At 63.4% G+C, this 26,247-nt stretch carries 29 protein-coding genes and 2 tRNA genes; 16 read left to right on the top strand and 15 right to left on the bottom strand.

Going from position 1 to position 26,247, the window contains the following annotated elements; all coding sequences use genetic code 11:
- Positions 1–157 precede the first annotated feature (157 nt).
- Positions 158–412, top strand: a complete 255-nt coding sequence (locus tag C2138_RS08365; RefSeq protein ID WP_146181266.1) for a hypothetical protein — start codon at positions 158–160, stop codon at positions 410–412.
- A gap of 60 nt (positions 413–472) precedes the next feature.
- On the opposite strand, the gene C2138_RS08360 is transcribed toward C2138_RS08365, so the two are convergent.
- Together C2138_RS08360 and C2138_RS08355 are read right to left on the bottom strand one after the other, a co-directional pair.
- A complete protein-coding gene (locus C2138_RS08360; RefSeq protein WP_108517014.1) occupies positions 473–2,911 on the bottom strand; it encodes an ATP-dependent DNA ligase in 2,439 nt (812 codons plus the stop codon).
- Positions 2,912–2,990: 79 nt separating this feature from the next.
- Positions 2,991–3,638, bottom strand: coding sequence for a DUF6518 family protein (locus C2138_RS08355; RefSeq protein WP_108517012.1), 648 nt, complete (start codon positions 3,636–3,638; stop codon positions 2,991–2,993).
- A gap of 109 nt (positions 3,639–3,747) precedes the next feature.
- On the opposite strand from C2138_RS08355, the gene ku reads away from it, so the two are divergent.
- Together ku and C2138_RS08345 are read left to right on the top strand one after the other, a co-directional pair.
- The gene (ku, locus tag C2138_RS08350) at positions 3,748–4,692 is read left to right on the top strand and encodes a non-homologous end joining protein Ku (protein ID WP_108518961.1); all 945 of its coding nucleotides are present in this window, start codon (positions 3,748–3,750) and stop codon (positions 4,690–4,692) included.
- Between the two features lie 10 nt (positions 4,693–4,702).
- The gene (locus C2138_RS08345) at positions 4,703–5,629 is read left to right on the top strand and encodes a cation diffusion facilitator family transporter (protein ID WP_108518959.1); all 927 of its coding nucleotides are present in this window, start codon (positions 4,703–4,705) and stop codon (positions 5,627–5,629) included.
- A gap of 112 nt (positions 5,630–5,741) precedes the next feature.
- On the opposite strand, the gene C2138_RS08340 is transcribed toward C2138_RS08345, so the two are convergent.
- Positions 5,742–6,299 (bottom strand): YceI family protein, encoded by a 558-nt coding sequence (locus tag C2138_RS08340; protein WP_108518957.1) that lies wholly within the window; start codon positions 6,297–6,299, stop codon positions 5,742–5,744.
- Between the two features lie 182 nt (positions 6,300–6,481).
- Between C2138_RS08340 and C2138_RS08335 the strand changes: the two genes are divergently transcribed.
- Both C2138_RS08335 and dinB read left to right on the top strand, forming a co-directional pair.
- On the top strand, positions 6,482–7,294 hold the full coding sequence (locus C2138_RS08335) for a M23 family metallopeptidase (protein ID WP_159078182.1): 813 nt from the start codon (positions 6,482–6,484) through the stop codon (positions 7,292–7,294).
- Positions 7,295–7,369: 75 nt separating this feature from the next.
- Positions 7,370–8,623 carry a DNA polymerase IV gene (dinB, locus tag C2138_RS08330; protein WP_108517008.1) on the top strand — a complete coding sequence of 418 codons (1,254 nt, stop codon included), beginning with the start codon at positions 7,370–7,372 and terminating at the stop codon, positions 8,621–8,623.
- Between the two features lie 28 nt (positions 8,624–8,651).
- On the opposite strand, the gene C2138_RS08325 is transcribed toward dinB, so the two are convergent.
- The 5 genes from C2138_RS08325 to orn form a co-directional block, all read right to left on the bottom strand.
- A complete protein-coding gene (locus C2138_RS08325; protein ID WP_108517006.1) occupies positions 8,652–9,002 on the bottom strand; it encodes a metallopeptidase family protein in 351 nt (116 codons plus the stop codon).
- Entirely contained in the window at positions 8,995–9,468 is a 474-nt protein-coding gene (locus tag C2138_RS08320) for a DUF2017 family protein (RefSeq protein WP_241961082.1), read from the bottom strand. Before C2138_RS08320 ends, C2138_RS08325 begins: the two co-directional genes overlap by 8 nt.
- 3 nt (positions 9,469–9,471) lie before the next feature.
- Positions 9,472–9,756, bottom strand: a complete 285-nt coding sequence (clpS, locus tag C2138_RS08315) for an ATP-dependent Clp protease adapter ClpS (RefSeq protein ID WP_108517004.1) — start codon at positions 9,754–9,756, stop codon at positions 9,472–9,474.
- A gap of 138 nt (positions 9,757–9,894) precedes the next feature.
- Positions 9,895–9,970 (bottom strand) — tRNA-His (locus C2138_RS08310).
- A 54-nt stretch (positions 9,971–10,024) separates the two neighbouring features.
- Positions 10,025–10,645, bottom strand: coding sequence for an oligoribonuclease (orn, locus tag C2138_RS08305; protein ID WP_108517002.1), 621 nt, complete (start codon positions 10,643–10,645; stop codon positions 10,025–10,027).
- Between the two features lie 57 nt (positions 10,646–10,702).
- On the opposite strand from orn, the gene C2138_RS08300 reads away from it, so the two are divergent.
- A complete protein-coding gene (locus C2138_RS08300) occupies positions 10,703–10,972 on the top strand; it encodes an oligoribonuclease (RefSeq protein ID WP_108517000.1) in 270 nt (89 codons plus the stop codon).
- Positions 10,973–11,035: 63 nt separating this feature from the next.
- Positions 11,036–11,108, top strand: a tRNA-Arg gene (locus C2138_RS08295).
- A gap of 325 nt (positions 11,109–11,433) precedes the next feature.
- Here C2138_RS08295 and C2138_RS08290 read toward each other — a convergent pair.
- Both C2138_RS08290 and C2138_RS08285 read right to left on the bottom strand, forming a co-directional pair.
- Entirely contained in the window at positions 11,434–12,171 is a 738-nt protein-coding gene (locus C2138_RS08290) for a hypothetical protein (RefSeq protein ID WP_108516998.1), read from the bottom strand.
- The gene (locus C2138_RS08285) at positions 12,164–12,517 is read right to left on the bottom strand and encodes a PadR family transcriptional regulator (protein ID WP_108516996.1); all 354 of its coding nucleotides are present in this window, start codon (positions 12,515–12,517) and stop codon (positions 12,164–12,166) included. Before C2138_RS08285 ends, C2138_RS08290 begins: the two co-directional genes overlap by 8 nt.
- A 190-nt stretch (positions 12,518–12,707) precedes the next feature.
- Here C2138_RS08285 and C2138_RS08280 point away from each other — a divergent pair, with 190 nt between their 5' ends.
- Both C2138_RS08280 and C2138_RS08275 read left to right on the top strand, forming a co-directional pair.
- Entirely contained in the window at positions 12,708–13,511 is an 804-nt protein-coding gene (locus C2138_RS08280) for a hypothetical protein (protein WP_159078181.1), read from the top strand.
- A 192-nt stretch (positions 13,512–13,703) separates the two neighbouring features.
- On the top strand, positions 13,704–14,939 hold the full coding sequence (locus C2138_RS08275) for a hypothetical protein (protein ID WP_159078180.1): 1,236 nt from the start codon (positions 13,704–13,706) through the stop codon (positions 14,937–14,939).
- Between the two features lie 45 nt (positions 14,940–14,984).
- On the opposite strand, the gene C2138_RS08270 is transcribed toward C2138_RS08275, so the two are convergent.
- A complete protein-coding gene (locus C2138_RS08270; protein ID WP_108516990.1) occupies positions 14,985–15,560 on the bottom strand; it encodes a hypothetical protein in 576 nt (191 codons plus the stop codon).
- A gap of 557 nt (positions 15,561–16,117) precedes the next feature.
- Here C2138_RS08270 and C2138_RS08265 point away from each other — a divergent pair.
- On the top strand, positions 16,118–17,551 hold the full coding sequence (locus tag C2138_RS08265) for a dihydrolipoyl dehydrogenase family protein (protein WP_108516988.1): 1,434 nt from the start codon (positions 16,118–16,120) through the stop codon (positions 17,549–17,551).
- Here C2138_RS08265 and C2138_RS13735 read toward each other — a convergent pair.
- Positions 17,548–18,477, bottom strand: coding sequence for a hypothetical protein (locus C2138_RS13735; RefSeq protein ID WP_199286519.1), 930 nt, complete (start codon positions 18,475–18,477; stop codon positions 17,548–17,550). The genes C2138_RS08265 and C2138_RS13735 overlap by 4 nt on opposite strands.
- A gap of 37 nt (positions 18,478–18,514) precedes the next feature.
- Entirely contained in the window at positions 18,515–19,474 is a 960-nt protein-coding gene (locus C2138_RS08255) for a DMT family transporter (RefSeq protein WP_108516987.1), read from the bottom strand.
- Between the two features lie 114 nt (positions 19,475–19,588).
- On the opposite strand from C2138_RS08255, the gene msrA reads away from it, so the two are divergent.
- The 6 genes from msrA to C2138_RS08225 all read left to right on the top strand — a co-directional run bounded on the left by msrA (position 19,589) and on the right by C2138_RS08225 (position 24,001).
- Positions 19,589–20,116 (top strand): peptide-methionine (S)-S-oxide reductase MsrA, encoded by a 528-nt coding sequence (gene msrA / locus C2138_RS08250; RefSeq protein ID WP_108516985.1) that lies wholly within the window; start codon positions 19,589–19,591, stop codon positions 20,114–20,116.
- 129 nt (positions 20,117–20,245) lie between these two features.
- Complete coding sequence (locus C2138_RS08245; RefSeq protein WP_108516983.1) at positions 20,246–20,458, top strand: methyltransferase; 213 nt, start codon at positions 20,246–20,248, stop codon at positions 20,456–20,458.
- A 110-nt stretch (positions 20,459–20,568) separates the two neighbouring features.
- The gene (locus tag C2138_RS08240) at positions 20,569–21,111 is read left to right on the top strand and encodes a single-stranded DNA-binding protein (RefSeq protein ID WP_108516981.1); all 543 of its coding nucleotides are present in this window, start codon (positions 20,569–20,571) and stop codon (positions 21,109–21,111) included.
- Positions 21,112–21,258: 147 nt separating this feature from the next.
- Positions 21,259–21,735, top strand: coding sequence for a DUF6993 domain-containing protein (locus C2138_RS08235; RefSeq protein WP_108516979.1), 477 nt, complete (start codon positions 21,259–21,261; stop codon positions 21,733–21,735).
- A gap of 117 nt (positions 21,736–21,852) precedes the next feature.
- Positions 21,853–23,535: an energy-dependent translational throttle protein EttA gene (gene ettA / locus C2138_RS08230; protein WP_108516978.1), complete on the top strand. Its 1,683-nt coding sequence runs from the start codon at positions 21,853–21,855 to the stop codon at positions 23,533–23,535.
- A gap of 7 nt (positions 23,536–23,542) precedes the next feature.
- The gene (locus C2138_RS08225; protein WP_108516976.1) at positions 23,543–24,001 is read left to right on the top strand and encodes an acyl-CoA thioesterase; all 459 of its coding nucleotides are present in this window, start codon (positions 23,543–23,545) and stop codon (positions 23,999–24,001) included.
- 95 nt (positions 24,002–24,096) lie between these two features.
- Here C2138_RS08225 and C2138_RS08220 read toward each other — a convergent pair whose 3' ends face one another.
- Together C2138_RS08220 and C2138_RS08215 are read right to left on the bottom strand one after the other, a co-directional pair.
- Positions 24,097–25,356, bottom strand: a complete 1,260-nt coding sequence (locus C2138_RS08220) for a TRAP transporter large permease (protein ID WP_108516974.1) — start codon at positions 25,354–25,356, stop codon at positions 24,097–24,099.
- 2 nt (positions 25,357–25,358) lie between these two features.
- A complete protein-coding gene (locus tag C2138_RS08215) occupies positions 25,359–26,042 on the bottom strand; it encodes a TRAP transporter small permease (protein WP_159078179.1) in 684 nt (227 codons plus the stop codon).
- Positions 26,043–26,247: the final 205 nt, after the last annotated feature.

Here is a 26,247-nt window from a genome sequence, read left to right as displayed (position 1 = left end):
CGATCGCCCCCATCCGGGGGTACTTTTGCCTCACGGTGTCGAATCGGGTCGGCACCTGAACGGCAGCGTTGGCGAGTCTTGGGTTGGCAGAGGTGCCTGAATCCGTGGTCTCGGCTGCGCCCGTGCGGGGTAGGCGGCGAGGATGAGGGTGATGGACATGGCGCCACTAGTTGAAACGAATCGCATCAGGGGCACGCGCGCAGCCGAAGCCGATAGTCCTCGCCACGCAGCCGCTCCGAGCGAGTTGTTGTGGACGGAGATGGGTGCGGGCGTGTGGGTGGCCAAGCGCCAGTCCGACTTTGCGGGCCTCATCGAGAAGCTGTGGGGCGCGGGCTATCGCGTCACTGACCACAATGGTCGCATCGTGGGGGAGTTCTCCTCGCTCGCGAGCGCGCGGGATCAGCTGCTCTAGCAGGGCAAATCGCTTTAACTAGTTGCCGCTGCGGGGCGCACCGTCGCCTATGCAGGGCACTCACGGCTGCTCGATCGTCACATCGTCTGGGTCCTTGTCGGGCCGCCAGCCTCGCCACGTCGGGTGCCGGAGGCGTTGTGTGGCCGTCCACTCGGAGAACTCGACCTCGCCGACGAGTGAGGGTGTGACCCAGTGCGCATCTCGGGCATCCGCACCTGGCACCTCGATGAATGGTGAGCTCTTGCGTTCGAGCCTTCGCATTTTGGCAGCGGCGGCCTCGAGCTGCTTCTCAGTAAATCCGGTTCCCACTCTGCCGACGTAGCGCAGTCCCTCATCCGTAGGGACTCCGAGAAGAAGAGACCCGACAAGACCCGATCTCGCACCCTTGCCCGGGCGCCAGCCGCCGATGACAACCTCCTGGGTGTGATGATGCTTGATCTTGATCCAGCTGCGGGACCGGCGTCCTGGCGTGTATGAGCTTGTGCGCCGTTTCGCCATTACCCCTTCGAGACCGAGCTCAATGCTCGTCGCCATGGCGGCATCCAGATCCCCCGAGAAGGCATCGGGAACTCTAATTGTCGAGTTCTCTGTCACCGCGGACTGGAGACGCTCTCGTCTCACGTCGTAGGTCATCGGCAAGAGTGACTCATTGCCTTGACGCAGCACATCGAACACCATTAACTGCACGGGGTTCTTCTCCCGGGCCGCCTCGACCTCGGCTGCTCGGGTGACCCCCATCCGTTGCTGAAGCGTGCCGAAGTCGGGCCGGCCCTTTCGGTTGAGAGCTACGATCTCGCCGTCGAGCACGGCGTCGCCTTCGACCGCGGTCGCAAGCTCCGAAAGTTCCGGGTAGGTGACGGTGAGGTCGTTGCCGTTGCGACTCGTGAGTCGAACCTCCCCGTCCTCGACCGTGGCGATGCAGCGGATGCCGTCCCACTTCATCTCGAACGCCCAGTCGTCTTTGTCATGAGCGAGCATCCCCAGCTGCCCGGAATCGGCGACGCTTGCCAGCATGGGGGCTGGCGCCGCGGTGCGGGATGCGGCTCGTTTGGGTGCCGGGGCGGAACCGTTCTTCTCCATCAGGTGGATGAGCCAGGTCTGCGGCTCGGCGCCGGTGTGGATGAGAGCGTACCGATGACGGCCGTGGCGCTCGCCGTCGATGGTGACGATGACCTCTTTGCCCTCGCGCCACTTTTCGAGGTCATAGGTGCCGGAATCCCAGATGGTCACGTCACCTGCTCCATATTCGCCGGCAGGGATGGTTCCTTCGAAGGCGCCGTAGTCCAGCGGATGATCCTCGGTTTGCACCGCGAGATGGTTCTTGGCGGGATCCGTTGGTACCCCTTTGGGCAGCGCCCAACTCACCAGCACTCCGTCGTGTTCGAGGCGAAAGTCATAGTGGAGCCGCCTGGCGTGGTGCTCCTGAATTACGAAGGTGGGGGCATCGGGTGAGGGGGTCGCGGTGGGGGAGTCGCCCATGGGCTCCGCGGTTTTCGCCGCATTGCGCATGCTCCGGTACTTCTCCAGTCGGTTCTCTGTTTCTGGGGTCGCGGCGAACGTGGCCATATGGGCCGCGGTCGGCTCCAGCGAGTCGAAGTGTCCTGCGGTCAGGCCGGCCAGCGGGTCACCCATCGTGGCGACACGCTCAAGCACTTCTGTGTAGTCAAGATGACGGAGCTGGGGGTCATCAAGCTCCTCCCATGTCCGCGGCGCGGCGACCATCGGGTGTGATCGCCCCCGAAGCGAGTACGGTGCGATCGTGGTCTTTGATGCGTTGTTCTGACTCCAGTCCACCAGCACCTTTCCTCCACGGAGTGCCTTTTTCATATCGCTCACGATGAGGTCGGGATGGTCGGCCTCCAGCGCACGGGCGAGTTCGTGGGCAACCGCCGAGATTGCGTCGGAGTCGCGGGATTCGTCCAGTGCGGCATAGAGGTGGATGCCTTTGCTGCCGCTGGTCACGGGCATCGGGTCCAGCCCCATATCGACCAGGATGCTGCGCGCAATCCTGGCGACTTCGGCGCACTCCTGCAGACCCGCCCCTTCGCCGGGGTCGAGGTCCAGCACAAAGCGGTCAGGGTTTCTGTGCGCTCCCGTGCGGCCGAACCTCCACTGCGGCACATGGATCTCGAGGGCGGCCATTTGTGCAAACCAGGCCAGCGTGGCTCTGTCGTTGACCAGAGGGTACGTGTTGGTGTGGTCGCGGTGTTGGATCTCCCGCGACGCAATCCAGTGGGGGGCCGACGCGTCGAGGTTCTTCTGAAAAAACACCTGCCCCGGCTGGTCGGTCGTGCCAACGCCGTGAACCCACCTCTTTCGCGTGGCCGGGCGGTCGGCGGTGTGCGGAATCATCGTGTCGGCGATGCGCACAAAGTAGTCGAGCACATCGGCCTTCGTGGTGCCGGTCTCGGGGTAGAGCACCTTGTCGAGCCGGGTGATCCTGAGCTTTCTGCCGTCGATGCTTACGGTCTGCTCATCGTCGTGGGTTCGGGTCGCCATGAGGCCATCGTGCCTCCGGCCGCGCTCTACGGTCGCGTTTTCTCTCCGTATTCCAAGCCTCGGCGGGCTCGCAGCTGCGCTAACCCACCATTAGTGAGTCGTAGGCGCTATAGGCGCTGAGGAGCAGGGCTGCCACCATTGCCGCGGTCGCGACCGACAGCATCCGCCGCCGCCCGCGACCGATAAGGGCCGCGATGATCAGGCCAAGAGCGAGTTCGGTCCACCACTGGGGGCCCGCAGAATCAATGACGGCAATGCCATAGAGGCCCTCGCCGCCCACGATGCCGCCCAACACCCCCGCAGCAAACGTCTGATCTTGCCACCGTGTCGACGAAAGCACCGATGCCGCGAGCCCAAAGAGGGCACCGGCCATCGCGCCGACGACCAGATAGATCACCGCCGACCGCAGCGGCGCCTGGGTTAGCAGCGCATACGTGCCGGTCATGCCAAGAAGAGCGAGCGCCCCCGTCACGACGGCGAGCGTGCCAGAGGCGCGTTGAAGAATCACGAAGCCTGCCGCGACGAGACCCCACAGGGCACTCGTCGTGGCGAGAGTGTGCCAGGGGAAGGGCAGCGCTGCAGCGAGCGCCCACGCGACCGCGCCCAGCAGCGCGCCACCACAAAGAGCGATGGCGAGCGTGCCAGCCGGGGTGTGCGGCTTGTCGGTGACGAGGAAGCTGCGATTCGCTGCGGCGTCAGGCGGGGCAGGGTCGCGGCGGTCGGTCATGACCCGAGGCTATCGGGCCATCGCAGCAGAAAGAAGCACGGCACGGGGTCAGCTTGGCGTTGCCTGCGAAAGGCTACGGATGCACGGCAAACGGTCGAGAATGGGCCGCATGAGAGCCATTTGGAAGGGTGCGATCGCCTTCGGGCTCGTTAACGTGCCCGTCAAGGTATATGCGGCAACCGAAGACCACGACATCCCGTTGCACCAGGTGCACGCGGCCGATGGCGGGCGGATTCGGTATCAGCGCCGGTGCGAGATCTGTGGCGAGGTCGTGGACTATGCCGATATCGATAAGGCGTTCGACGACGGCGAGCAGACGGTCGTGCTGAACGACGAGGACTTTGCCGCGCTTCCCGTGGAGAAAAGCAGGGAGATTGACGTCGTCGAGTTTGTGCCGACCGAACAGATTGACCCGATCATGTTTGAGCGCACCTATTTTCTTGAGCCGGATTCGTCGTCAACCAAGGCGTATGCCCTGCTTCGCCGCACCCTGGAGCAAACTGAGCGCACCGCGATCGTGCAGTTCGCGCTTCGGCAAAAGAGCAGGCTCGGGGCTCTGCGAGTGCGCGGCGATGTGCTCATCCTCCAGTCGCTGCTGTGGGACGACGAAGTTCGCACGGCGACGTTCCCATCCCTGGATAAGCCTGTTCGAATCTCGCCCAAGGAGCTCGAAATGTCGGCTGCGTTGGTGGAGTCATTCGAGTCCGATTTTGACCCGTCCAAGTTCACTGACGAGTATCAGGCCCAGCTCCGCGAGCTGATCGACGCCAAGCTCAAGGAGGGTGACGCGTTCGATTCGGAGGCCACCTTCGGCAAGCGGGGCGAGGGAGAAGGCGGGGAGGTCATCGACCTCATGGAGGCGCTCCGCCGAAGCGTTGAACGCAGCAGATCCGGCGGGGCAGGTGGAGCAAAGAGCGGCTCCAAAGCTGGCCCCAAGAACAGTGCCAAGAACGGCGGAAAGGGCAGCGCCAAGGGCAGCGCAAAGGGGTCCGCAAAGGGGTCCGCAAAGGGGTCTGCGCCGAAGAAGGAAAAGAAGGTGGCTCGATCGTCCTAGAGTGATGACGATGACGCACCACAATCACGACCACAGTCACGGCGCCGGAATAACCGATCGCCGACGGTTGGTCATTGCCATCGTCATCGTTGCGGTCTTTCTTGTCGTCGAAGCGATCGGAGCATGGCTCTCAGGGTCGCTCTCGCTGCTGGCAGATGCCGGCCATATGTTCTCAGACCTGACCGGACTGGTCATCGCCCTCATCGCCACGGTCATCGCCGCCCGTCCACCGAATGCCCGCCGTACATTTGGTCACCGCCGCGTCGAGGTCTTCGCCGCGTTCCTCAACGCCGTTATCCTCACCGCTGTGGTCGTCTACGTTCTCGTCGAGGCGGTATCGCGGTTCGTTGAGCCGCACCCGTCGGAAGTGCAGGGCGTTCCCATGCTGATCGTGGCCGCGATTGGTGCGCTCGCGAACGCTGCCGCGCTGCTCGTGCTGCGCGGGGGAGCACGGTCGACCATCAACATGCGGGCCGCCTACCTTGAGGTCTTCGGCGACCTGGTGGGGTCTGCCGTCGTCGTCATCTCGGCGATCGTCATCCTTGCGACGGGCTTCGAACTCGCCGATGCAATCGCCTCGCTCGTAATTGCCGCGCTAATCCTGCCTCGTGTCTTCTCGCTTCTGCGCGACGTTGTTGCCGTTTTGAGTCAAGGCGTGCCTCGGGGCACAGACGTTGCTCTCATTCGCGAGCATGTGCTCTCCAAGCCCGGCGTTGTTGACGTGCATGATGTGCACGTGTGGTCCGTCACGCCCGGGCAGAACGTCTTTTCTGCTCACGTGGTGGTCGAAGACTCTGTCTTCTCGTCGGGGGAGCAAGCCTCAGCGTTGCTCGGCGCTCTCAACGAGTGCCTTGCCGACCACTTCGACGTGGAGCACTCGACGTTTCAGCTTGAACCGCAGGCACATGCCAATCAGGAGCCGCAGCAGCATCCATAGCTCTCGAAAGTGCCCTTCCTCTCTGCCTCTGTGTGCAGCGGAACGCTAGCCGCGCAACGAACAACGGGCCCCCGCGATAGCGGAGGCCCGAAGTGTTCGTGCGGGGGTGCTGTTACTTCGCGAGTGCAACCTGCAGGTCAAGCGTGAGAGTGATGTCGTCTCCGAGGGTCACTCCGCCGGCCTCAAGCGCGGCGTTCCAGGAGACACCGAAGTCGTGGCGGTTGATCTTGGTGGTGGCGCTGGCCGCCGCCTTGGTCTGGCCGTATGCGTCGGTCGTGATTCCGCCGAACTCGCCCGTGAGGGTGATGGGCTTGGTGACGCCGCGAAGGGTCAGGTCGCCGATTGCCGTGAAGTCGTCGCCATCGAACGTGATGCTCGTGGAGCGGAACTCAGCGGTGGGGAACTCGTCGGTCTTGAAAAAGTCACCCGTGCGCAGGTGGTTGTCGCGGTCGGCCTGGTTGGTGTTGACCGACGCGACGTCGATCGAGGCCTCAATGGTGCTCTCTGCCGGGTTCTCGGCGGTGGTGATCGTGCCAGAGAATGTGTCGAACGTGCCACGGACCTTGCTGATCATCAGGTGCTTGACGCTGAAGGCGATGGTCGAGTGGGTGGGGTCGATTGCCCACGTGCCGACGATGTACTGGGGGTGCAGAGATGTTGATGTAGTCATGAATTCATGCAACTGCATCGACTGCGCCAGCATTCCCGATTGGCCCAAAAATTTGTTGCGACAACCTATTTCGACGGAAGTCTGTGAGCTACTCAGGTTTCACGGAGGTTCGTCGGGTTGGCTTGTTCGATCGCCGCGGCACCCGAAGGCCCGGTTTCGACAATCTTAAGGACTGCTTACCCGTGCCCCTCAATCCCACTGTGCCCGCTGCGCCGTCCGCGCCGCCAGCGGAAGAAAAGGCCGCAGCACGTCACCGCGGAATCACGCCGCCGCGGCTCGCTCCTGCTCTTCAAAGGCGCCTCCACGGCGTACACGCCGTCAAGACTCTGCGCACTCGTCTCGCGGCAACGACCGGAGCGCTGCTGATAGCTGCGATCGCGGGAGTCGCGCTTCCTGCGGCAGCTCAACCCGTCCAACCCGCGGTGGCGGCGGTCGAGCCACCAGCGCAGTCGCTCTCGATCGCTGCGGTGGCGGCAACGCCGATCGTTCCCGTGGTGCGCGACACCTACACGGCTGTCAGCGCGCCAAAGCCTGCTGCCCCCGTCGCCAAGGCGCCCGCGGTCGCTATGGTCGCTGGCCTGCAGTATCCCCTGCCCCTCGGCAGCGCTGTCGCGAGCGGCTACGGACCCCGCGACTGCGCAGCGTGTTACTCAAACTTTCACCACGGCATGGATATCTTCCCCGGCGCAGGCACGCCGGTGAGCGCTATGGCCTCGGGCACCGTCAGCAGCGCTAGCCCCTCATCCTCCGGCGCCATGGGCGTATCGGTGACCATTAGCCACACCATCGGCGGCCAGCTCGTAACAAGCGTCTACGGCCACTTCCAGGCGGGATCGATGACGCTCAGCGTTGGCGACAGCGTGGGCGTCGGCCAGGTGATTGGTCTGGTGGGGGCAACCGGCAACGCTCAGGGCCCGCACCTTCACTTCGAGATCCACCCCGGCGGCGGCGATTCCGTTGACCCCTATGCGTGGATCGCTGCCCGCATCGGCTAGACGCCGTAGTGGGTGGTAGGCCCTGCCGCATCCGGCATGGATCCGGATGTCGGCGGGCTGGTCTAGCCTGAATCAGTGAGTAAGCAAGACGGTTCGGCGCGGCAGGTCAGTGCTGCCTCCGTCGACAGCACCACCTCCCCGATTTTGCATGTCGACCTCGATGCGTTCTTCGCCTCGGTCGAACTACTCGACCGGCCCGATCTCGTCGACCAGCCCGTCGTGGTCGCGGGCAAATCCGCTCGCTCGGTGGTGACTGCCGCCAACTATCCGGCTCGCCGGTTCGGAGTGCGCTCGGCGATGCCTCTCAGCCAGGCCATGCGGCTCTGCCCTCGTGCGGTCGTGCTCGAACCCCACTTCGAGAAGTATCAGCACTTCTCATCCCAGGTCATGGCGATCTTCGACGATATGACGCCGTTGGTGGAGCGGCTGGGCATCGACGAGGCGTTTCTCGACGTCGCGGGGGCCCGTCGGGTGCGGGGCACCCCGGCCGAGGTCGGACAGCTGATTCGGCAGCGGGTTCGCGACGAGACGGGGCTGGCCTGCTCTGTGGGGGCGGCCTCAACCAAGTTCGTGGCCAAGCTCGCCTCGGGACGGGCCAAGCCCGACGGGCTGCTCGTCATCCCGGCCGCACATACCCTTGAGTTTTTGCACCCCTTGCCCGTGTCTGCGCTCTGGGGGGTGGGAGCCGCCACCGAGGCGACCCTGCTTCGGCAGGCGCTGCACACCATCGGCGATATCGCGCATACGCCGCTCGCGGTGCTGAGGCGCACCCTCGGCGATGCGCTCGGCACCAAACTGTATGAGCTCTCCAATGGAATCGACCCGCGCTCCGTGAGCCCGGGCCGGGTTGAGAAGAGCATCGGCCATGAGATGACCTTCGAGACAGATATCGACGACGACGACGTGCTCAATCGAGAGCTTCTCCGAATGTCAACGAAGGTTGCCGCTCGGCTGCGCGCGGCCGGGAGCGAGGCGGGCACCATCTCCCTCAAGCTTCGATACGGAGACTTCACCACCATTACCCGCGCCAGACGGCTGGCGGCGCCCACGGACCTCGCTCGCACGATCTATGCCGAGGCCAGGGCCGCCTACGAGGCGGTGGGGCAGCATCCGCCCGTGCGCCTCATCGGAGTGCGGGCCGAGAACCTCGCGCCGGCGGGTGGCGCACAACCGTCGCTGTGGGATGCGGACGAGAGCTGGCGGGATGCAGAGCGCACGGTCGACGGGGTGACGCGCCGATTCGGGCGGGACAGCATCCGGCCAGCAGCGCTGCTTACGGGCCGGCCACGCAGCGGTCCCCAGGCGCCGCGGCCAGAGCCCCACGACTAGCCAGGCCCACGACTGGCGAGGCTCGCGATCAGCCCCAGCCGAGTTCGTGAAGTTGAGCGTCGTCGATTCCATAGAAGTGCGCGATTTCGTGAACCAGGGTCACATGGATCTCGTCCCGGAGCTGCCCGATGTCGTCGCAGATCGCCAGCAGCGGTTCCCGAAAGAGCACGATGCGGTCCGGCAGCTCGCCATAGCCATAGGTCCCCCGTTCCGTCAGGGCGACCCCCTCATAGACGCCGAGCGTGTCGAGCGTGCCGTTGGGCGGCCGGGCCTCCGTGACAAAGATCACATTGTCGAGCCCATCGACCATGTCATCGGGCAGCTGATCGAGTTCGTCAACAACAAGCTTCTCGAACTCGTCTTCGCCCATGTCAAGCATCGAGAGCCTCGACGAGCGAGTTCTGCACGAAGCCCAGCCAGTCATAGACGTCCCGCATCATGGGGTCGGTCTCGCGTCCGTCGTCGTCGTCCTCAGAGTCGATGTCGAGGCGAACGGCGAGCACAAGACGGATGTCGGTGAGCGTCTTAAGCCAGGCGATTGCCTGAGATGCCTCGACCCGAATGCGCCCATCATCGCCGGTCGACTCCAGGGTCTCGACGACCGTCTGGGCGTTGCTGGCCTTGCGGGCAGCGAGGTCTGCCTCGGTGAAGCGGCGGAATTCGGATGCTGCCTCGGCGTCGTCGGCGTAAGCATCCGGAAGCAGGCGCAGCACGGCGGGGTCGCTGGGGGAACGCTCGGTCAGCAGCTCAGCAATTTGCCGCGCCAGCGTTGTCAGCACGCCGATTTCTGCGTCATCTGCCAGCGCGACGAAGCTCCCGTCGGCTTCGCGTTCAAATCGCCTCACCGGTTACTCTCCCGACTTCGCGAGCGTGGCCCAGAGGCCGTAGTCGTGCATGGCTTCGACATGGCGCTCCATCTCTTCGCGGGTGCCCGACGCCACAACGGCCTTGCCCTCGAGGTGCACCGCGAGCATCAGCCGTTCGGCCTCGACCGCGGTGTAGCCAAAGTAACTGCGGAATACGTACGAGACATACGACATGAGGTTGACCGGGTCGTTCCAGACGATTGCGACCCAGGGTGTGTCGGATGCAACCGACAGGGTCGGCTGCGAACGTTCGGCAATGCGGGGCATGCTTCCAGCCTGACACACGCCGCGCCGCTCTGCGCGCTGCCTCGTGCACGCTCGCGCTGGTCGGCTCGCTCCGGCCGGCCGTGCACAACAAGAAACGGCCCGGCCGAAGCCGAGCCGTTTCTCTGAGTTTTACCTCGATGGGGTGAACGACGGGACTCGAACCCGCGACATCCGGCACCACAAGCCAGCGCTCTACCAACTGAGCTACGCCCACCATGTGCTTTCTCCGCGGATTTCTCCGGGCGAAAAAGGCAACTAGACGATTGTATTACAACCTGGAGGCGAAATTCTCCACCACGGAGGCCGACACGAGCTGCAGCTCTTCGGTCGTGGGCCCGGGGTCAGAAACGAACACGGATCGGCGGTAGTACTCGAGTTCACGGATCGACTCAAGGATGTCGGCCAGAGCGCGATGCCCGCCGTTCTTTTCTGGCGCGTTGATGTAGACGCGGGGGAACCAGCGGCGTGCGAGCTCCTTGATGGAGGAGACGTCGACGTTGCGGTAGTGGAGGTGGCTGTCGACCCGGGGCATGTACTTGGCGATGAACGCACGGTCCGTGCCGATGGTGTTGCCAGCCAGGGGCGCCTTGCCCGCAGTGGGTACGTGCTTCAGGATGTACTCGTTCACCGCGAACTCTGCGTCGGCCAGAGAGACTCCGTTCGGAATCTCTTCGAGCAGCCCTGACTTCTCGTGCATTGTTCGCACGAAGTCGTTCATATTGTCGAGCGCCGACTGATCGGGCTTGATCACAATCGCGAATCCAGGATCGATGATCTGGAGGTCGTAGTCGGTGATCACCACCGCAACTTCAACCAGTTCATCGTTTTCGAGGTCGAGCCCCGTCATTTCACAATCGATCCAGACGAGTCGGTCTGCGGTGCTAGCCATTGTTCGATCCTATCGTTGGCCCCTGACAGCAGCGGCGCGCGGTGGTACTAAGAGAGCATGACTGATTCACGGCCTGCCCTGGCTAAGGGTGATGAGTACATCGTTGTTTACGCCGGTGGCCCGAGCGACGGGCAATCGGAGCGGCGCATCAGCACCGATGGAACATGGGATGACTCGCTCACCGTTCTCGCGTCCGAGTCGGGCGCGGAGAGCATGATCAACTATGACGCAACAAACTGGCGAGAAGTGGGCGGCACCTATTTCGTGACCTATGTATACGACCCGCGCGACAGCGAAGCGCTCGAGGACCCAGAAGACCGGGAGTAGGGAGCGCACCGCGGAGCGGAGAGCGGAAACCATCCCCGGCTACTGCGGTATTCTTGGGGGGTCGCCTCCGTAGCTCAGGGGATAGAGCAGGAGCCTTCTAATCTCTTGGTCGCAGGTTCGAATCCTGCCGGGGGCACTCTGTCACTTGTCACGCTAGTTCGGAAAATTGCCACCTAGTTTGGAAAATCGGGATCACGTGCTTGCGCGAGCCGGCTGACCCGAATTCGGGGGCTAGTCGGGGCGGCGTGTCTCCTTGCCCGAGTGTCTCGTAACTGAGGTTGCGTACCGAAAAGGCTTCCACCGGTTATGCGCCATAGTTACGAGAATCGTCGCGCCAGCGAGGAGAGGATCGGGCTCCCACGAGCGCGGACCTGCGCCGAGACGTCTCGCATCCCAAGGGTTTCGAAACATGGCGCGTCCTCATCGGCATACAGGACACTGTCCCGTAGGTTGTCGGTGCTCTAGCGTGGGGCGAAGAGGATGATGAGCGTCGCCCCCACGACTAGCCAGGCCAGTGGGGCTCCGGCAACTAGGTACTTTTCTCGTCGCGACCGTGGGGCTATTCCCGGTGCACTGATCGGGTCATCGACGTTCCCTGTTCTTGCGGTCGCTACGGCAAGGCCGATTCCGATCACCAGAATGGTGATGCCGAGTGCGAAGACGAGACCCGTAGGCAGCGGCAGCGGGGGCGTCTCTATGAGAAGCAGTAGATATGGCCCTGCGAACAGGAGGGCGCCGGCAACTCCAACCAAGAGTGCACCGATGAACGGGCGACGTACGATCGCTCGCAGGGAACGCGAGAGCGCAACGGAGAGCAACGAAACGCCTCCGATGAGTGCGATGAGCATGGCTCCTGTGCTCCAGGTAAGCGGATGAGCGTTCCCCGTGACCCAACCGCCGACGCCGTGAAGTCCGAGAACGACGCCGATGATCTGCAAGCTAGTTGGCCCTAGGAGAGGGAGCCACCGGGTGGTCGAGGGGGTGCTCTGCGCAGCTATAACCCGCGCGTACTCCGTGGGGTCACCAAACGCTATATCCGCTGCTTCGCGCGCGTCGCGGCAGTGCGTATTCACGTCGTTAAGGGAATCACCGATCCGGTCACCCGGCACGTCGAGAAGGCGCGCCTCGAGGATAAAGTCCCCCGCCCACTGTGCATCGATGTCCGGGGCAAACTCCGCTTCAAGGCTGCGGTCAGTCATGCTGTTCCTCCGTTGTGGTCTGTAAGTGCAATTCAGTGACGGTGACGAAGCGGGTCCAGCGCTCGGCTTGCTCGGCAAGGCTCGCTTTACCGCCGGGAGTGAGCTCGTAGTACTTGCGTCCAGGTCCGGCTTCGCCCGCACGCCACTCGGTACGAACGAGGTCGGCGACTTCGAGCCGCCCAAGAAGTGGGTATAAAGTGCCGCCTTTCACCTTCCCGAAGCCTGCTGCTTCCAGGCGTGCTGAGATTGCGTAGCCGTAGGTCGGACCGTCGGCCAGCACCCTGAGTACGGCCGGTGACAACACGGCCCGAAGCCAGTCCGTCGGCCACTCGCTATCGTCATTCATGGCTAGATGGTAAGGCCACCTAGGTGATCACGCAACCTAGAGTGCGCCGGCAGACCACCGGACTTTCGGCGCATGGTGCCCTGTGCCTAAAGGGCCATGGTTGTTCTCGTAACCCAGCTGTCTCAGAACTCAAGGGTTTTGAGGCGAATGCGGGCGCACTTCAGCAGGGGTTCGCCGCTACGCTGTGCGCATGCGAAGCGGCGAGCGAAGAATGCTGCGTCTGCCCTGGGCGCGCGGTGCGGCTTGGATCGTTCTCGTGGCCGCGGCTGCGGCATCGAGCACCGCTTGCGCATCCGCTCCGCCACGCGGCGATTCAATAGCTGCGGAGCAGGCGCAGCAACTCGCCGAGGAGATGGGCACCGCCATGACGCCGCCCGTGATCTTCTCCCGTGAGGCGGACTGGTTTGTCGTAGAACACATCGCAGCTAGCAACGACCCTTCGAGAGGGATACGGGTCGAGGCCCTCGCGTGGTCGGGCACATCCGGGTCCGGCGACGGCGCCGAGATCGACGTTCGGATCACTATTGACGTCCCCGCGCACTCGGCGACACGCATTTTTGAGGCGTCGTATGGGCCCGGCTCGGCGACGCGGTGCTATCGCTACCACGTCGTTGGCAGCCGCTTCTACGACACCCTCAAGTTCGATGAAATTGTCTGCACCAACGACGCTGCTCCCGCCCTGCCGGTCCCGGATCCGCCTCCCGCATTACCGGCTGACGCCCAGGCGACCATCTCCCGCGTGCTGACGTACGCCACGTCGGGGTCTTTGGCTGCCGACCTGCGCGTGGCATTTCCGCAAGATTTCATCACCGTCGAGTCGGACTCCGTTGGAGAGGTGCTCGTCGCCGCTGTCGGGGTGCCATCCGAGCGCGAATGCATCGTCGCTGTCCGTGGCGCCGATGGGGCGATCGAGAGGGTTGGGTTCGACCCGATGTGGATCGAGCCAGGAGAAGCGGGTTGCAGTACGAGGCTCTATACGAGCCCGCCACTGTAGGGCCAGCCACAGAACGCACATGAGCCGGGGCCCTCAGAAGGAGACTCGATGCTGGCTCGATCGGCAGGTTCGACGATGACGGGCGCTCCGCACGATCGTTTAGGGTCCTTTAGTGCATTTATCCATTGGCATTTATTGAACGCCCTGGTTCCACTGCTGATTGTCCCCAAGCGAAGGCTCTACGCTGGCGACGTGAAACCAAGAGGGGCGAAGCGGTGGACCAGGGTGTTCGCGATCGTGGCCGCAGCGCTGTGCTTGAGCGCGTGCTTTCCCCCGGCGACGCCACCCCAGGGGGCTCGTGAGTCGCTCACCGAGCTCGAGAATCGGTTCCGAGATCTGCCAGGCGTTTCGACGGTTGAAGCTTCGCTCGGCCAGGTCGATCCCAAAGACCAGCCACGTGACTGGCTGGCCCGAGTGCTCGTTACGGCCGTCGGCACGGACCTCGAGCTCGCAGGCGCTCTGAGGGAGGCAGCCGTCCCCGGAGTGAGGGGAGCGGAGCTCACAACGACGTTGGAGCTCCCTGCTGGGGAGGGGGTGGCCGCGACTGTGGTGGACGCTCTGGATGCTGCTGAGGTTGAGTTCGCCGACACTCTCCGACGCTCGCCACAGGTCGCCTATGTTTCTCTGACTCCCCTCCGGCGAAACATAGACCTTGAGCGCCAGGCATCGTTGAGCGAAGGTATCGCGTTGGCGCGCCCCGCGGCCGGGACCGACCGGCTCAGCGTGACGCGAGCCGACGTCACGATCAGCGTCACCGATCTCGAGCCGGGCGCCGCACTGATCGCACTGTTTGAATCCCTCAGCGACGACCCGGCGGTGTCCCACCTTTACTTTGCTGCGGGCGCGCCCACAGAAAGGGCCTCGCTGAACGTTATGAGCGATGATGTCGGACGGATGGCCGAGGCCCTCGCCAGGACACCAGACGATGCCGCTGATCGCGGGCAGGCTCGTCGAGTAGCTTTCACCGTCACGAGCGCGGACTCCGAGGAGCGGGTGTCCGGTTGGCTCGGCCTTCCCCTGGGCTCTTCTCCACCGAATGACGAACCTCAGCGCAATCCGGAGCCCTCCAGTGCCCCGAATCTCACCGCGGAGAGGTCCGGAGCGATCAGCTTTCTTGAGGAGACCGTTCTGGCCGCAGCAGGTACCGCTGACGTCGACTCTCGCGAAGAGAGCTGTGCTGACGGGGTAGGTATGCAGATCCGCGCTTTCACGCTCCTGCCGCTGTCCTCCCTCTCCGACGGTCTCGAGTCGGCCTTCGCACGAGTCACCGCACACTGGTCTGAAACAGGTCTGCAGCCCTACGACCGAGCCATGGGCACCGACATCTGGCGCGTCGCCGAACCAAGGACCGATCGTGTCCACTCCGCCAGTATCCGCGGTTCCAGCGAGGGTCTCAGCCTCGCCGTCACCTCAGCGTGCGCGACATGAGACGAACTCGCTCCGAGGGCGGTACAGGTTGATAAAGTGGCGAAGCTACCCGTGACCCGGCGCTCCGTACACCCCGCCGTCAGGGATCGGCGGACAAGTGGCGGACTCGGCTTGAGCGGCGACCTCGGCCCTCACCGCCACGCCGTCATCCATCTTCGTGATCGTGTAGACAATCCCTTCCTGAGAGCCAGGAGCGGGGATGTAGCCGACGATCGCCGAATCGATCGCCGCGTCGTCGGACACCGGCCCAATGGCTGTCGTTATGAGGTCCGCGGTCGGATGGTCCATCAGCCAACTGGCCGTGTCATGGATACTCGCTTCTGGAATAAACCAGAACGCTTCCAGTTCCTCGACCGGGCCGCACGGCCACCCCGTGTAGGAGGTGAACTGGGCGACGCTTGCATCGGAGCGGACGGCTCCCGGCGGAAGGTTAGCGGCGTCGAGCCAGGCCTGGGCTTGCTCGGCAGCAGCGGCATCCCTGGTTTCCGGAATTGCTGGCGCGCTCGTCTGAACTGGATCACTCCGCGCAGCGACTCCGGCGTCGCTTGCAGTCCCGGCGCAACCGGTCAGCGAGAGAGCAAGGATTATTCCACCGAGCGTAAAAACTGAGCGGGACTCCATGACCTCACCGTAGCGGCCGCAGGGAACGACGCGCAGGAAGATTCGATCGTGTCGCGGTGCTCCCTACGCGGAAATCTGGCATGCGGTGTGGCGCCTGGAGTCGCAGATTGACTAGCCAATGTCTGGTTTCGGCAAGGACGCCCCCTCGAACATCGGGTCGAGCCTGCGTCGATGTGTCTCGAAACCTGCGTGTCTCGTATGCCATGGGATGTGACACAGGTGGCTGCATCTGAGGGCTGCGGGTAGCAAGGCGGAGTCGTCGTCGATGACTTGATTCAGTTGGCTTAGAGCATCCGCGGGCGGTGGCGAGCGGAGGTTTCCGGAATAGAGTGTCAAACCCCTGGCTGGAGTTCCTATCGAGTCGCCCGCATATTCGGCATTCCGCCGTTGTCAACTTTTCCGGACTAGCTCGGCAAGTGACAGCACTCCATTCACGACACGACGCCGGTGCCCGCTCGCTCCTGCTGGCCACCCCTTTCCCTGAACCCGCTCTCCGCGCGCGGTGGTAAGCACTGCGTAGGGGCTCCGTCCAGCGCCCCACAGGGTGAGGAGCGCAGATGACCACCGCGGAGTACGACGTGATTGTTCTTGGTGCTGGCGTTGCCGGCGAGAACGCTGCCGATAGGGCGGTGCAGGGCGGCCTAACTGCCGTCATCGTGGAACCGGAGCTTGTGGGTGGCGAATGCTCGTACTGGGCGTGCGTGCCCTCGAAAGCTCTTCTGAGGCCGGCGCAGGCGATGCGCGCTGCCCAGAGGGTGAAGGGTGCGGCGGATGCCGTCACTGGCCCTCTCGACGTCGACGCCGTCTTTGAGCGCAGAGATTTCTTTGCGGCCGAGTGGGCGGATGCGGGGCAGGTCGAGTGGCTAGAAAGCGCAGGAATCGACCTCATCAGGGGGGCGGGAAGGTTGAGCGGGGAGCGTGAGGTCACCGTCGCCCTCGGTGATGGGGGCGCGCGCAAGCTCCGCGCTAGGCACGCAGTGGTTGTTGCCACAGGGTCCCGTGCCGCGATGCCCCGCATAGCGGGCCTGGCAGACGCACAGCCGTGGACCAGTCGCGAGGCGACGAGCGCGCCTACGGCTCCGACGAGCCTGGTCATTATCGGCGGCGGTGTGGTCGCGGCCGAGATGGCAACGGCGTATGCGGGCTTCGGCACCGAAGTAACGATGCTTGCCCGGGGTGGGATCCTGACCACTATGGAACCGTTCGCGGGGGATCGAGTGGCCGATTCGCTCCGCGCGATGGGAGTGGTCATTCACGAGAATGCCGAGACGCACTCGGTGAATCGCGAGGGCGACACGGTGACGGTGACGCTCGTGGATGGTCGCACCATCGAAGCAGAAGAACTGCTGGTGGCAACGGGGCGTGAGCCTCGGACATCGGATATCGGCTTGGAGACGGTGGGGTTGACCCCCGGCGAGTGGATCGCCACCGACGACACGATGCGGGTGCAGGGCAATCATTGGCTCTACGCCGTCGGCGATGTTACCCACAGAGCTCTGCTTACCCACCAGGGCAAGTACCAAGCCCGGGCGGCAGGGGATGTGATCGCCGCACGGGCGGCGGGTACTGCCATTGACGATCAGCCGTGGGGCAGACATGTGGCAACGGCCGACCACGTTGCGGTACCGCAGGTCACGTTCACGGAGCCCGAGGTCGCATCCGTCGGGCTCACCGCTCACACGGCCCGCGCGGCCGGTCTCACCGTTGAGGTGATCGACTACGACCTTGGGGCTGTGTCTGGCGCTAGCCTGCGCGAAGACCACTACGAGGGTGCGGCACGGATGGTCGTCGATCGAGAGCGATCAGTGATCGTCGGCGCCACATTCGTCGGTGCCGATGTTGCCGAGCTCTTGCACGCCGCCACGACCGCGATCGTCGGTGAGATACCGCTCAGTAGGTTGTGGCACGCTGTTCCCGCGTTTCCCACTATGAGCGAGGTGTGGCTTCGTCTGCTGGAGGGATACGGCAGAGATTCCGCGCAGTCGGTCTAGTAGGTGGTGTCGGGGCTGATGCGCTGACGAACGGTTCCGGCCGATACCGGGGCTGCGGTCGCATCATCTGAGGTCGGAGTGTTTCCCTCGTCGACCGACAACGGGCGCACTGAGGGGACCACAAACTTGGGAATCTCCGGCGCCGTTTCCGCAGCACTCGTGTTCTGTGATGGTTCGGGCACGTCGGCAGTGGTCGCTTCTGCAGTTGATGAAGCGGGCCAGGCGGCCGAGTCGCGTGAAGGCCACGGCGAGGGTGCGCTGGCCGGTTCGTCGGCCGGCGCGGTGGTCGGTGTGGTTGCGGGGGCAGTCAGCGTTGCGGCGGGTGCTGTCGCAGGCGCAACCGGCGTCGCGAACGTTGCGGGCAGCGCGTCTTCGACCTGGTTCTTGGCCCACTCCTGCTGCTTTGCTACGAGGTCCTTGTCTGCAAGGCTCGACTCGTATGCCCAGGTTTCGAGGTCGCTCTTGAACAGCTTCTTGGCACGGCTCGGGCGTCCCTGCCATTCGACAAGGCGGTCACGAAAATCAATGAGTGACTGGTCGGCCTGAAAGCTGAAGGAGACCGAGTTCTTCTTCATTTCGTCGATCTCATGGGCGGCCCAGTCTGCTGCCATCGCACTGCCAGCAAGGGGCAGCAGACGGATGCTCGTGTCGGCCTCATGAAAGAGGTGCTCGGCGTGCTGCTGCTCCGGCAACGACAGCGTGTTCCACTTGGCTGCTCGGCGCGCTGCGCTGATGATTGCGGTCACCGCGGTCGTGCGGTGCTCCCGGTCGATCAGGGCGATCGTGCGGCGGGAGGTCGACCTGCCGATGAGGGCGGCGATGAGTCCGGCCACGATGATCGCTACGAAGGGGAGAACGGCGGTCGTAATGACCTCGCGCCCATCGGTTGAAGTGATCCAGTCGATCGTGTCATTCCACCATTGCATGGGCAGAGCCTAACGGCCGCGGGGCGAACGTACCGGTCTACCGGCTGCGTGTCGCGGAAGGCGGGGCGGCATCGGGGATGGCCAGGTCGGCGTCGACCACTTTGTTCTGCCGCGCGGTTTGTGCGATAACAACGCCCAGCAGCACGAGCCCAGCACCTATGGTCTGCACCGTGTCGAGGCCTTCACCGAGCCACACCCACGCAAAGAAGAAAGCGAGGATGACCTCCGCCGTCGCAACGATGCCCGCTGCCGTCGCGCTCAGGTACCTCAGCGCGAGCAGGGAGAAGAAAAAGGGAGCGAAAGACCCGAGAAGCATGTTCCACAGCAGCGGAACCCACACCGGCACCATCACGGAGTCAAGGTTGCCCTGCAGAGAGACCGGGGTTGTGAAAAGCCCGGGGTCGATTGTCCACCACTCACTGAACACGAGCCAGAAAAGTGTGGCAAACGTCATCGTCCAGAAGGCGACCGCCATGGGGGAGGACTTGGCGACTTCGCGCTCGCCTCCCAAGAAGTAGATCGTCAACGACAGCGCTGCCGCGAAGGCGAAAGCCACCCCCACAGCGTTGAGCTCGCTATCCCACACCCTGGCGACGACGGTGAGGCCGGCGAGCACGAGCGCGATGGCGATCCAGAGTCGCGCTCGCACTTTCTCTTTAAAGAAGGCCCACGCGATCACCGCCACCATGAGCACTGCGGTGTATTCAATGAGGAGGGTGATTCCCACGGGCAGCAGACTGATCGCTGTCGCATACGTGAACTGGAGGAGGGCGACTCCGGTCACACCGAGGAGGGCCAGAATGAGCACCTGACGGAGCGAAATCTTAAAGGCGGCACGGTCGCGCATGAGCAAAAATGCTGCGGCGATCACCGCGGTCGTGGCGACTCGAACCAGGGTGAGCTGGGCGGGGGTGAGCCCTGCTTCGATCACGACCCGGGTCACACTGCCATTGATGCCAAACAGCACGGCGGCGAGCAGAGCGTAGAGGTAGCCCATCGCGGTTAGTCGTCCACATCAATCACGGAATAACAGTAGGGCCGCCGGGGTTCTCCTCCCGTGAGGCCGCTACCAAAGTGAGCCCGTGTCTAACGTGAAATGTAGGGTGACCCCATGGAGACTTTCGTCGTCGCAGGAGGGTGCTTTTGGTGCCTGGATGCCGTGTACAGAACGCTCAAGGGTGTGAGTTCCGTCGTATCTGGCTATACGGGAGGCAGCGTGCCCAACCCCAGCTATGAGGCGGTATGCACGGGGGCGACAGGGCACGCTGAAGCGGTCGCCGTAACGTTTGACCCCGCCGTGATTCCCGCGCAGGTGATCCTGGACGTGTTCTTTACGCTGCACGACCCCCGGCAGCTCAACAGACAGGGCAACGACGTGGGCACCCAATACCGCTCCGCGATGTTCTATCAGAACGACGCCCAGCGGGAGCTCTTTGAGGAGGCGCGCGAGCGAGCATCCGAAATCTGGGGTGGCGGGGTGGTCACCGAGATCGTTCCGCTCGGGGAGTACTTTGTCGCCGAGGAATACCACCAGGACTTCTTCGCCAAGAACCCCGGTCAGGGGTACTGCATGGCCGTGGCCCTGCCCAAGGTTAATAAGGTGCGCAAGAGCTTCTCGGAGTACGTGCTCGCCTCGTAGCCTCGTAGCCTCGTAGCCTCGTGGCGTACGGGTAGTTTTCCCCCGTTCTCGCTGGGAGTGCGCTGAGATCCTGGCCACACCTGGGAGGGAGTCGTAGGGTCGAGGCACCGCGAGAAAAAAGGGGCAATCGTGAGCGATGTCACACCGACCGGCAAAACCTGGGTCGCATTCGGCCCGGCAGGAGCCGTTGGCTCTGTTCATTCCGCCGAGGGCGGCTACACGTTTCGCCTCCTCAGCGATCCCGACTACAGGGGCATCTATCCGACCCTCGATATCGCCAAGAGCGCTCTCCACGCGGCCCTCCTTCCTGGGTCTCCCTGGCCAGAGTTTCGGGAGCACTAAAGTTTCGGCTGCGTGACTGCACCTCCTCCCCAGCCCTGCGCATCACGTCGCATCCCCGCCTGCGTTAGCCGCCGCTAGACGCCAGCCCAGGGGAGTCGAGACTGGGCCGCATGACAGACACAATTTCACTCAGCGGCCTTGTGGCCACCCACCCCAAAGTCGTGACAACGGCCGAGGGACTATCCATAACGAGTTTTCGGCTCGCTTCAACCCAGCGGCGGTACGACCGCGCAAAACAGACCTGGGTTGATGGCGACACCAACTGGTACACCGTGACGGCGTTCCGCAGGCTCGCATCAAACGCTGCGCAGTCTCTGGCAACAGGGCAACGGGTGCTCGTTGCTGGGCGCATTCGCTTGCGTGAGTGGAGCAGCGAAGATCGCAAAGGTCTCACGGTAGAGATTGAGGCCGATTCTCTCGGGCATGACCTCACGTGGGGAGTCGCGCAGTTCAGTCGCAACTCGGTTGTGGTTTCGGTGCCCGCAGACGTCGAAGCGAACGCAGCGCTGGTCGCCGGTGACGCCGCAGTCGGGTCATCCTCCGACGCCGAGGCGAGTGAGCTTGCTCCAGAGCCCAACGGCACCGCCTCTGGGTGGGCCACGCCGGGGCAGGAGTCGAGTGATCGGGCGGATGCCGACGCGCTGCCGTTCTGAGCCTCTGGCCCGTTTCGAGACGCGGGGCGGGTGCGCCCGGCTTCCAGCGGAGCCCCCGAGCGGTTGAGCCTTCTAGAATCGTCTCGATCACGGGCAGGTTTAGTCCCGTGCGGCGTAGGGAGCCACGTGCGGTCACGACTGGTGCGAATGACACCGAGCGAGCGCTCGGCGGTGGCAGTCGCCACGATAGCGACGGCGCTCGCTCTGACTCTGGTCGGGTGCACGGCACCCGTCGAAAAGCCCGCGTCATCCTCGACTCCCGGCGTCCCGTCAGAGAGCACCGAAATCCCAGCGAAGAAACCAGAGTTTCTTCCTGGAGGCGGCGCAGGGGAGAACCGCGACTACTTCGACTACGTCTTAGGCAAGCACTTTGTAGAGGGTGGCGCCACGGACGGAGTTTCGGTGGTCGCTGTTCTTGTTCAAGCCGGGTGGACTAAGGACCAGCTCGAGATCACCCCGGACACGACCCCCCTGGGGAATGCCACGGATGCCATCACGGTGGCCGTTCGCCTTCCCGACGGGTGCCTCATCGGCCAATGGGGCGGCGAATACTCCAGTTCGCTCATGCCCGTTCTCGCTACGGGCACCTGTTTGGTCGGCGCAACCCGCCCGATCGACTGGTAAAGGTCTCGGCTCCCGGCGAGCCCCCAGAGTTGCCGGTATCCTCGATGATGCGAGCGATGTGTCATCCTTCGCGATAAGCCAGGGCTTGCCGGGCATACGAAAAGTTTAGGAAAAAGAGTGGCCGAATACATTTACTCGATGGTCCGCGCCCGCAAGGCGGTCGGCGACAAGCTGATTCTCGATGACGTCACCATGGCATTCCTGCCAGGGGCGAAGATCGGAATGCTCGGCCCGAACGGCGCCGGAAAGTCCACGATCCTCAAGATCATGGCGGGCCTCGACACCCCGAGCAACGGCGAAGCCAAGCTCACGCCCGGATTCTCCGTCGGCATCCTGATGCAGGAGCCCGTCCTCGACGAGACGAAGACAGTGCTCGAGAACGTGCAGGAGGGCCTCGGCGAGATCAAGACCAAGGTCGACCGTTTCAACGAGATCTCCGCTGAGATGGCGGAGCCCGACGCGGACTTCGACAAGCTTCTCGCCGAAATGGGCACCCTTCAGGAGGCCATCGATGCGGCCGACGCGTGGGACCTCGACTCCCAGCTCGAGCAAGCGATGGATGCACTCCGTTGCCCGCCGTCCGACTCCCAGATCGCGCACCTCTCCGGTGGTGAAAAGCGCCGCGTCGCGCTGTGCAAGCTCCTCTTGCAGAAGCCCGACCTTCTGCTTCTCGATGAGCCGACTAACCACCTCGACGCCGAGAGCGTGCTGTGGCTTGAGCAGCACCTCGCTCAGTACCACGGTGCCGTCATTGCCGTCACTCACGACCGGTACTTCCTCGACCACGTGGCCGAGTGGATTGCCGAGGTCGACCGTGGGCGCCTCTACCCGTACGAGGGCAACTACTCCACGTACCTGGAGAAGAAGGCCGAGCGGCTGAACATCCAGGGCAAAAAAGACCAGAAGATGGCCAAGCGTTTGGCCGAGGAGCTCGATTGGGTTCGGAGCAACGCGAAGGGCCGCCAGACCAAGTCAAAGGCGCGTCTTGCCCGATACGAGGAGATGGCTGCGGAGGCTGAGAAGACCCGCAAGTTGGACTTCGAAGAGATCGTGATCCCCGTGGGGCCGCGTCTCGGATCGCAGGTCATCGAGGCCAAGAACCTCAAGAAGGGCTTCGGCGATCGCATTCTCATCGACGGCCTCTCCTTCACCCTTCCCCGCAACGGCATCGTCGGCATCATCGGCCCGAACGGTGTGGGAAAGACCACGCTGTTCAAGACGATCGTCGGGCTTGAGCCTCTCGACGCTGGCGAGCTCAAGATCGGCGAGACGGTGCAGATCTCCTACGTCGACCAGTCGCGTGGCGGCATCGACCCGAACAAGACCCTCTGGGAAGTTGTTTCGGGCGGCCACGACTTCATCCAGGTCGGCAAGACGGAGATCCCTTCGCGCGCCTATGTCTCGCAGTTTGGTTTCAAGGGGCCAGACCAGCAGAAGAAGGCCGGCGTGCTGTCGGGTGGTGAGCGCAACCGCTTGAACCTCGCGCTCACGCTCAAGCAGGGCGGCAACCTGCTGCTTCTCGATGAGCCCACTAACGACCTCGACATCGAAACCCTGTCGAGCCTTGAGAATGCGCTGCTCGAGTTCCCCGGTTGTGCCGTGGTCATCACCCACGACCGGTGGTTCCTCGACCGCATCGCAACGCACATCCTCGCCTTCGAAGGCACTGAGGCCAACCCGTCGTACTGGCACTGGTTCGAGGGCAACTTCGAGTCGTACGAGGAGAACAAAATCGAGCGCCTCGGCCCGGATGCTGCCAAGCCCAGCCGTGCCACGTACCGCAAGCTGACGCGCGACTAGGAGCCCTTTGCGCATTCACGTTCCCGTTCATCTGCGCTGGGGCGACCTCGACGCCTATAACCACGTCAATAACGTCGAGATCTTTCGGGTGCTCGAAGAAGCTCGCGTGCGAGCCTTTTGGGCCCCGGATGATCCGGCGGAGGAGCGCATGCCGAGCGCAGTATTTGATTCGGCGGGCACATCGCTCAGTCTCATTTCGGGGCACCGCATCGAGTACCTGCGACCCATCGCGTACCAGAGAGCACCTCTCGACGTGCAGATGTGGTTCTCAGGTCTCAGTGGTGCTCGGGCGACAATCGGTTATGAAGTCTTCGCGGCCGACCCCACCGTCGTGTGCGCGCGGGCGTCGAGCACGATGGTGTTTGTCGAGAGCGAGGACTACCGCCCCCGCCGCATGACGCAGCATGAGAAGGATGCCTGGAGCCCGTACCTGGGTGAACCAGTCGCGTTCGTGTCACGACCGTAAAAAGCGGCCACTCTCCAGCGCACTGGCGCTGCAGGCTTAACGACAATGGGCGCCGATCTTCTCAAGAAGATCGGCGCCCATTGTGTATTTCTGAGCTAGAACCAGCCGAACAGTATCGGCAGGTAGGTGACTCCGAAGAGGAACGCGAGAGCGATTCCAAACCACGGCAGCATGGCCGGTATCGCCTGCGCCATCGTGATCTTTCCGATCTTGCACGACACAAGCAAACACATTCCTACGGGGGGTGTCAGCAGGCCGATTCCGAGGTTGACGACCATGATCAGACCCAGGTGCACGGGGTCGATACCCACGGCGGTGGCGACGGGGAGCAGGATCGGCACGAACACGATGAGTGCCGCGTTGCCCTCCATAACGGTTCCGATGATGAGGATCAGGATGTTGATCAGCAGCAGAATCATCAGCGGGTTGTCGGTGATGTTCATGAGGAACGACGTGATTGCCTGCGGAATCTGGCCGGTGACCAGGGCCCAGGAATACATCTGAGCACACGCGATAACGAGCATGATGACACCGACGAGGATGCCGGATTCGACCAGGGCGCGCACGAACTTCTTGGGCGTGAGCTCCTTGTGGATGAAGAATCCGACGACGATCGCGAGGAACACGGCGACGGCTCCACCCTCGGTCGCCGTGAAGACGCCGATTCGGATTCCACCGATGATGACGACGGGGATGAGCAGCGACCAGATGGCGCGCACGAAGGCGCGACCAATCACCTTGAACGAGGCACGCTTTTCCTTGGGCTGCTTGCTCACGACGGCCGCAATGTAGGCGGCGAGAAGCAGCACAACGATGAACGCAAGACCAATGAGCAGACCGTAGAAGAACAGGTCGGCGATCGACGCCTGGGCAAGCACGCCGTAGACGATGAGGTTAATGCTTGGCGGGATCGTGACGAACATCGCACCAGCCGTGGCCATGACCGAGACGGCATATGGCGCCTTATAGCCACGCGCGATCATCTGGGGGATCATCAGGCGGCCGACGCTTGAGGTGTCGGCGACCTGGGAACCCGAGATGCCACCGAAGATGGCCGTCGTCACGATGGTGGTGTGAGCGAGACCGCCGCGCACACCTCCGACGATCGAATAGGCAAAGTCGATGAGTCGCTGCGTGATGCCGCTGGCGTTCATGAGGGTTCCCGCGAGAACGTACAGCGGGATCGCCATGAGCGAGAAGTTGCGCAGACCAGAGATCATGCGCTGCGAGGCGACCTCAAGCGGGGCGTTGGAGAAGAACTCGAGGCCCACGATCGACGCAAGGCCGAGCGAGACACCGATGGGGGCGCCAATGATGAGTAGCGCGGCGAAGACGATGAGAAGTGCGTAACCCATGATCAGCGGTCCTTGTCGTTCGCGGCGGGGTCGGTGTTGTGAGCCGTCGGGCTCGGGAGTCCAGCTGAGGGCGATCCGGGAATCGGCGAATCAGCAGGAGCCGATTCGAGTTCCTCGTCAAGCTGCTCGATGAAGGTCGTGTCGGCGTCGGCGTTCATGACGGTGACCTTGCCGGCGAGCATGAGCACGAGACGCTCGATCGTGAAAATGATGGAGAGCGCTGCACCGACAGGCACAGCGAGGTAGATCCACGACACCTTGGCCTGAATGCCGAGGCCACCGGCGATGCCGGCGAGGAGCTGACGGTCTGCGGCGGGTGCGAGCTTCGCGGCGTAGTAGCCGATGATCGCGAAGGTGATGATCGTGATCGCGGCAATGCCGATCGCGACGATCTTGTTGACGCGCGGCGACAGGCGCTTCGAGAGGATATCGAGCGTGAGGTGCTCTCCGCGGCGAAGGCCGAGGGGGATGGCGAGCATCGACACCCACACAAAGAGGCTTACAGCGAGTTCCTCGGACCAGACGGTCGACGCGTTGAAAACGTAGCGTGCAACGACCTGGATCATGAGGATCGCGACCATGGAGAAGAGGCCGCCGGCCACTAGCCAGCAGACGAATCGGTCGACGACGCCGAGTATGCCGCCCCCCAGTTCTTTATGGCCGGGAATCCAGCTCTCGTCCTTCATGGGATCTCCTTTGATGTCGTGTTTCCATGGAAGCCGGGCCATCGCTAGACGGCGGGGGTATCCGCTCATTCAACACAATTGGTCAACCAGTCAAGGTTTCAAATGCGCGCTTGACCCTAACTGATGCCAACACTTCCGCCAAATCTGCCGAGAATTGGTTGACCAGTTGACGTCTGGATATGTAATTGCAATACTGCAGGGATGC

It is taken from the genome of Salinibacterium hongtaonis (assembly GCF_003065485.1).
Lineage (GTDB): Bacteria > Actinomycetota > Actinomycetes > Actinomycetales > Microbacteriaceae > Homoserinimonas > Homoserinimonas hongtaonis.
This window is presented reverse-complemented; position numbering and strand designations above follow the sequence as displayed.

Coding starts and splice junctions, on each gene's coding strand:
- C2138_RS08365 (WP_146181266.1), top strand. CDS start 158: ATGGCGCCACTAGTTGAAACGAATCGCATCAGGGGCACGCGCGCAGCC.
- C2138_RS08360 (WP_108517014.1), bottom strand. CDS start 2,911: ATGGCGACCCGAACCCACGACGATGAGCAGACCGTAAGCATCGACGGC.
- C2138_RS08355 (WP_108517012.1), bottom strand. CDS start 3,638: ATGACCGACCGCCGCGACCCTGCCCCGCCTGACGCCGCAGCGAATCGC.
- ku (WP_108518961.1), top strand. CDS start 3,748: ATGAGAGCCATTTGGAAGGGTGCGATCGCCTTCGGGCTCGTTAACGTG.
- C2138_RS08345 (WP_108518959.1), top strand. CDS start 4,703: ATGACGCACCACAATCACGACCACAGTCACGGCGCCGGAATAACCGAT.
- C2138_RS08340 (WP_108518957.1), bottom strand. CDS start 6,299: ATGACTACATCAACATCTCTGCACCCCCAGTACATCGTCGGCACGTGG.
- C2138_RS08325 (WP_108517006.1), bottom strand. CDS start 9,002: ATGCTTGACATGGGCGAAGACGAGTTCGAGAAGCTTGTTGTTGACGAA.
- clpS (WP_108517004.1), bottom strand. CDS start 9,756: ATGCCCCGCATTGCCGAACGTTCGCAGCCGACCCTGTCGGTTGCATCC.
- orn (WP_108517002.1), bottom strand. CDS start 10,645: ATGGCTAGCACCGCAGACCGACTCGTCTGGATCGATTGTGAAATGACG.
- C2138_RS08300 (WP_108517000.1), top strand. CDS start 10,703: ATGACTGATTCACGGCCTGCCCTGGCTAAGGGTGATGAGTACATCGTT.
- C2138_RS08290 (WP_108516998.1), bottom strand. CDS start 12,171: ATGACTGACCGCAGCCTTGAAGCGGAGTTTGCCCCGGACATCGATGCA.
- C2138_RS08285 (WP_108516996.1), bottom strand. CDS start 12,517: ATGAATGACGATAGCGAGTGGCCGACGGACTGGCTTCGGGCCGTGTTG.
- C2138_RS08280 (WP_159078181.1), top strand. CDS start 12,708: ATGCGAAGCGGCGAGCGAAGAATGCTGCGTCTGCCCTGGGCGCGCGGT.
- C2138_RS08270 (WP_108516990.1), bottom strand. CDS start 15,560: ATGGAGTCCCGCTCAGTTTTTACGCTCGGTGGAATAATCCTTGCTCTC.
- C2138_RS08265 (WP_108516988.1), top strand. CDS start 16,118: ATGACCACCGCGGAGTACGACGTGATTGTTCTTGGTGCTGGCGTTGCC.
- C2138_RS13735 (WP_199286519.1), bottom strand. CDS start 18,477: ATGCAATGGTGGAATGACACGATCGACTGGATCACTTCAACCGATGGG.
- C2138_RS08255 (WP_108516987.1), bottom strand. CDS start 19,474: ATGGGCTACCTCTACGCTCTGCTCGCCGCCGTGCTGTTTGGCATCAAT.
- msrA (WP_108516985.1), top strand. CDS start 19,589: ATGGAGACTTTCGTCGTCGCAGGAGGGTGCTTTTGGTGCCTGGATGCC.
- C2138_RS08240 (WP_108516981.1), top strand. CDS start 20,569: ATGACAGACACAATTTCACTCAGCGGCCTTGTGGCCACCCACCCCAAA.
- C2138_RS08235 (WP_108516979.1), top strand. CDS start 21,259: ATGACACCGAGCGAGCGCTCGGCGGTGGCAGTCGCCACGATAGCGACG.
- C2138_RS08220 (WP_108516974.1), bottom strand. CDS start 25,356: ATGGGTTACGCACTTCTCATCGTCTTCGCCGCGCTACTCATCATTGGC.
- C2138_RS08215 (WP_159078179.1), bottom strand. CDS start 26,042: ATGAAGGACGAGAGCTGGATTCCCGGCCATAAAGAACTGGGGGGCGGC.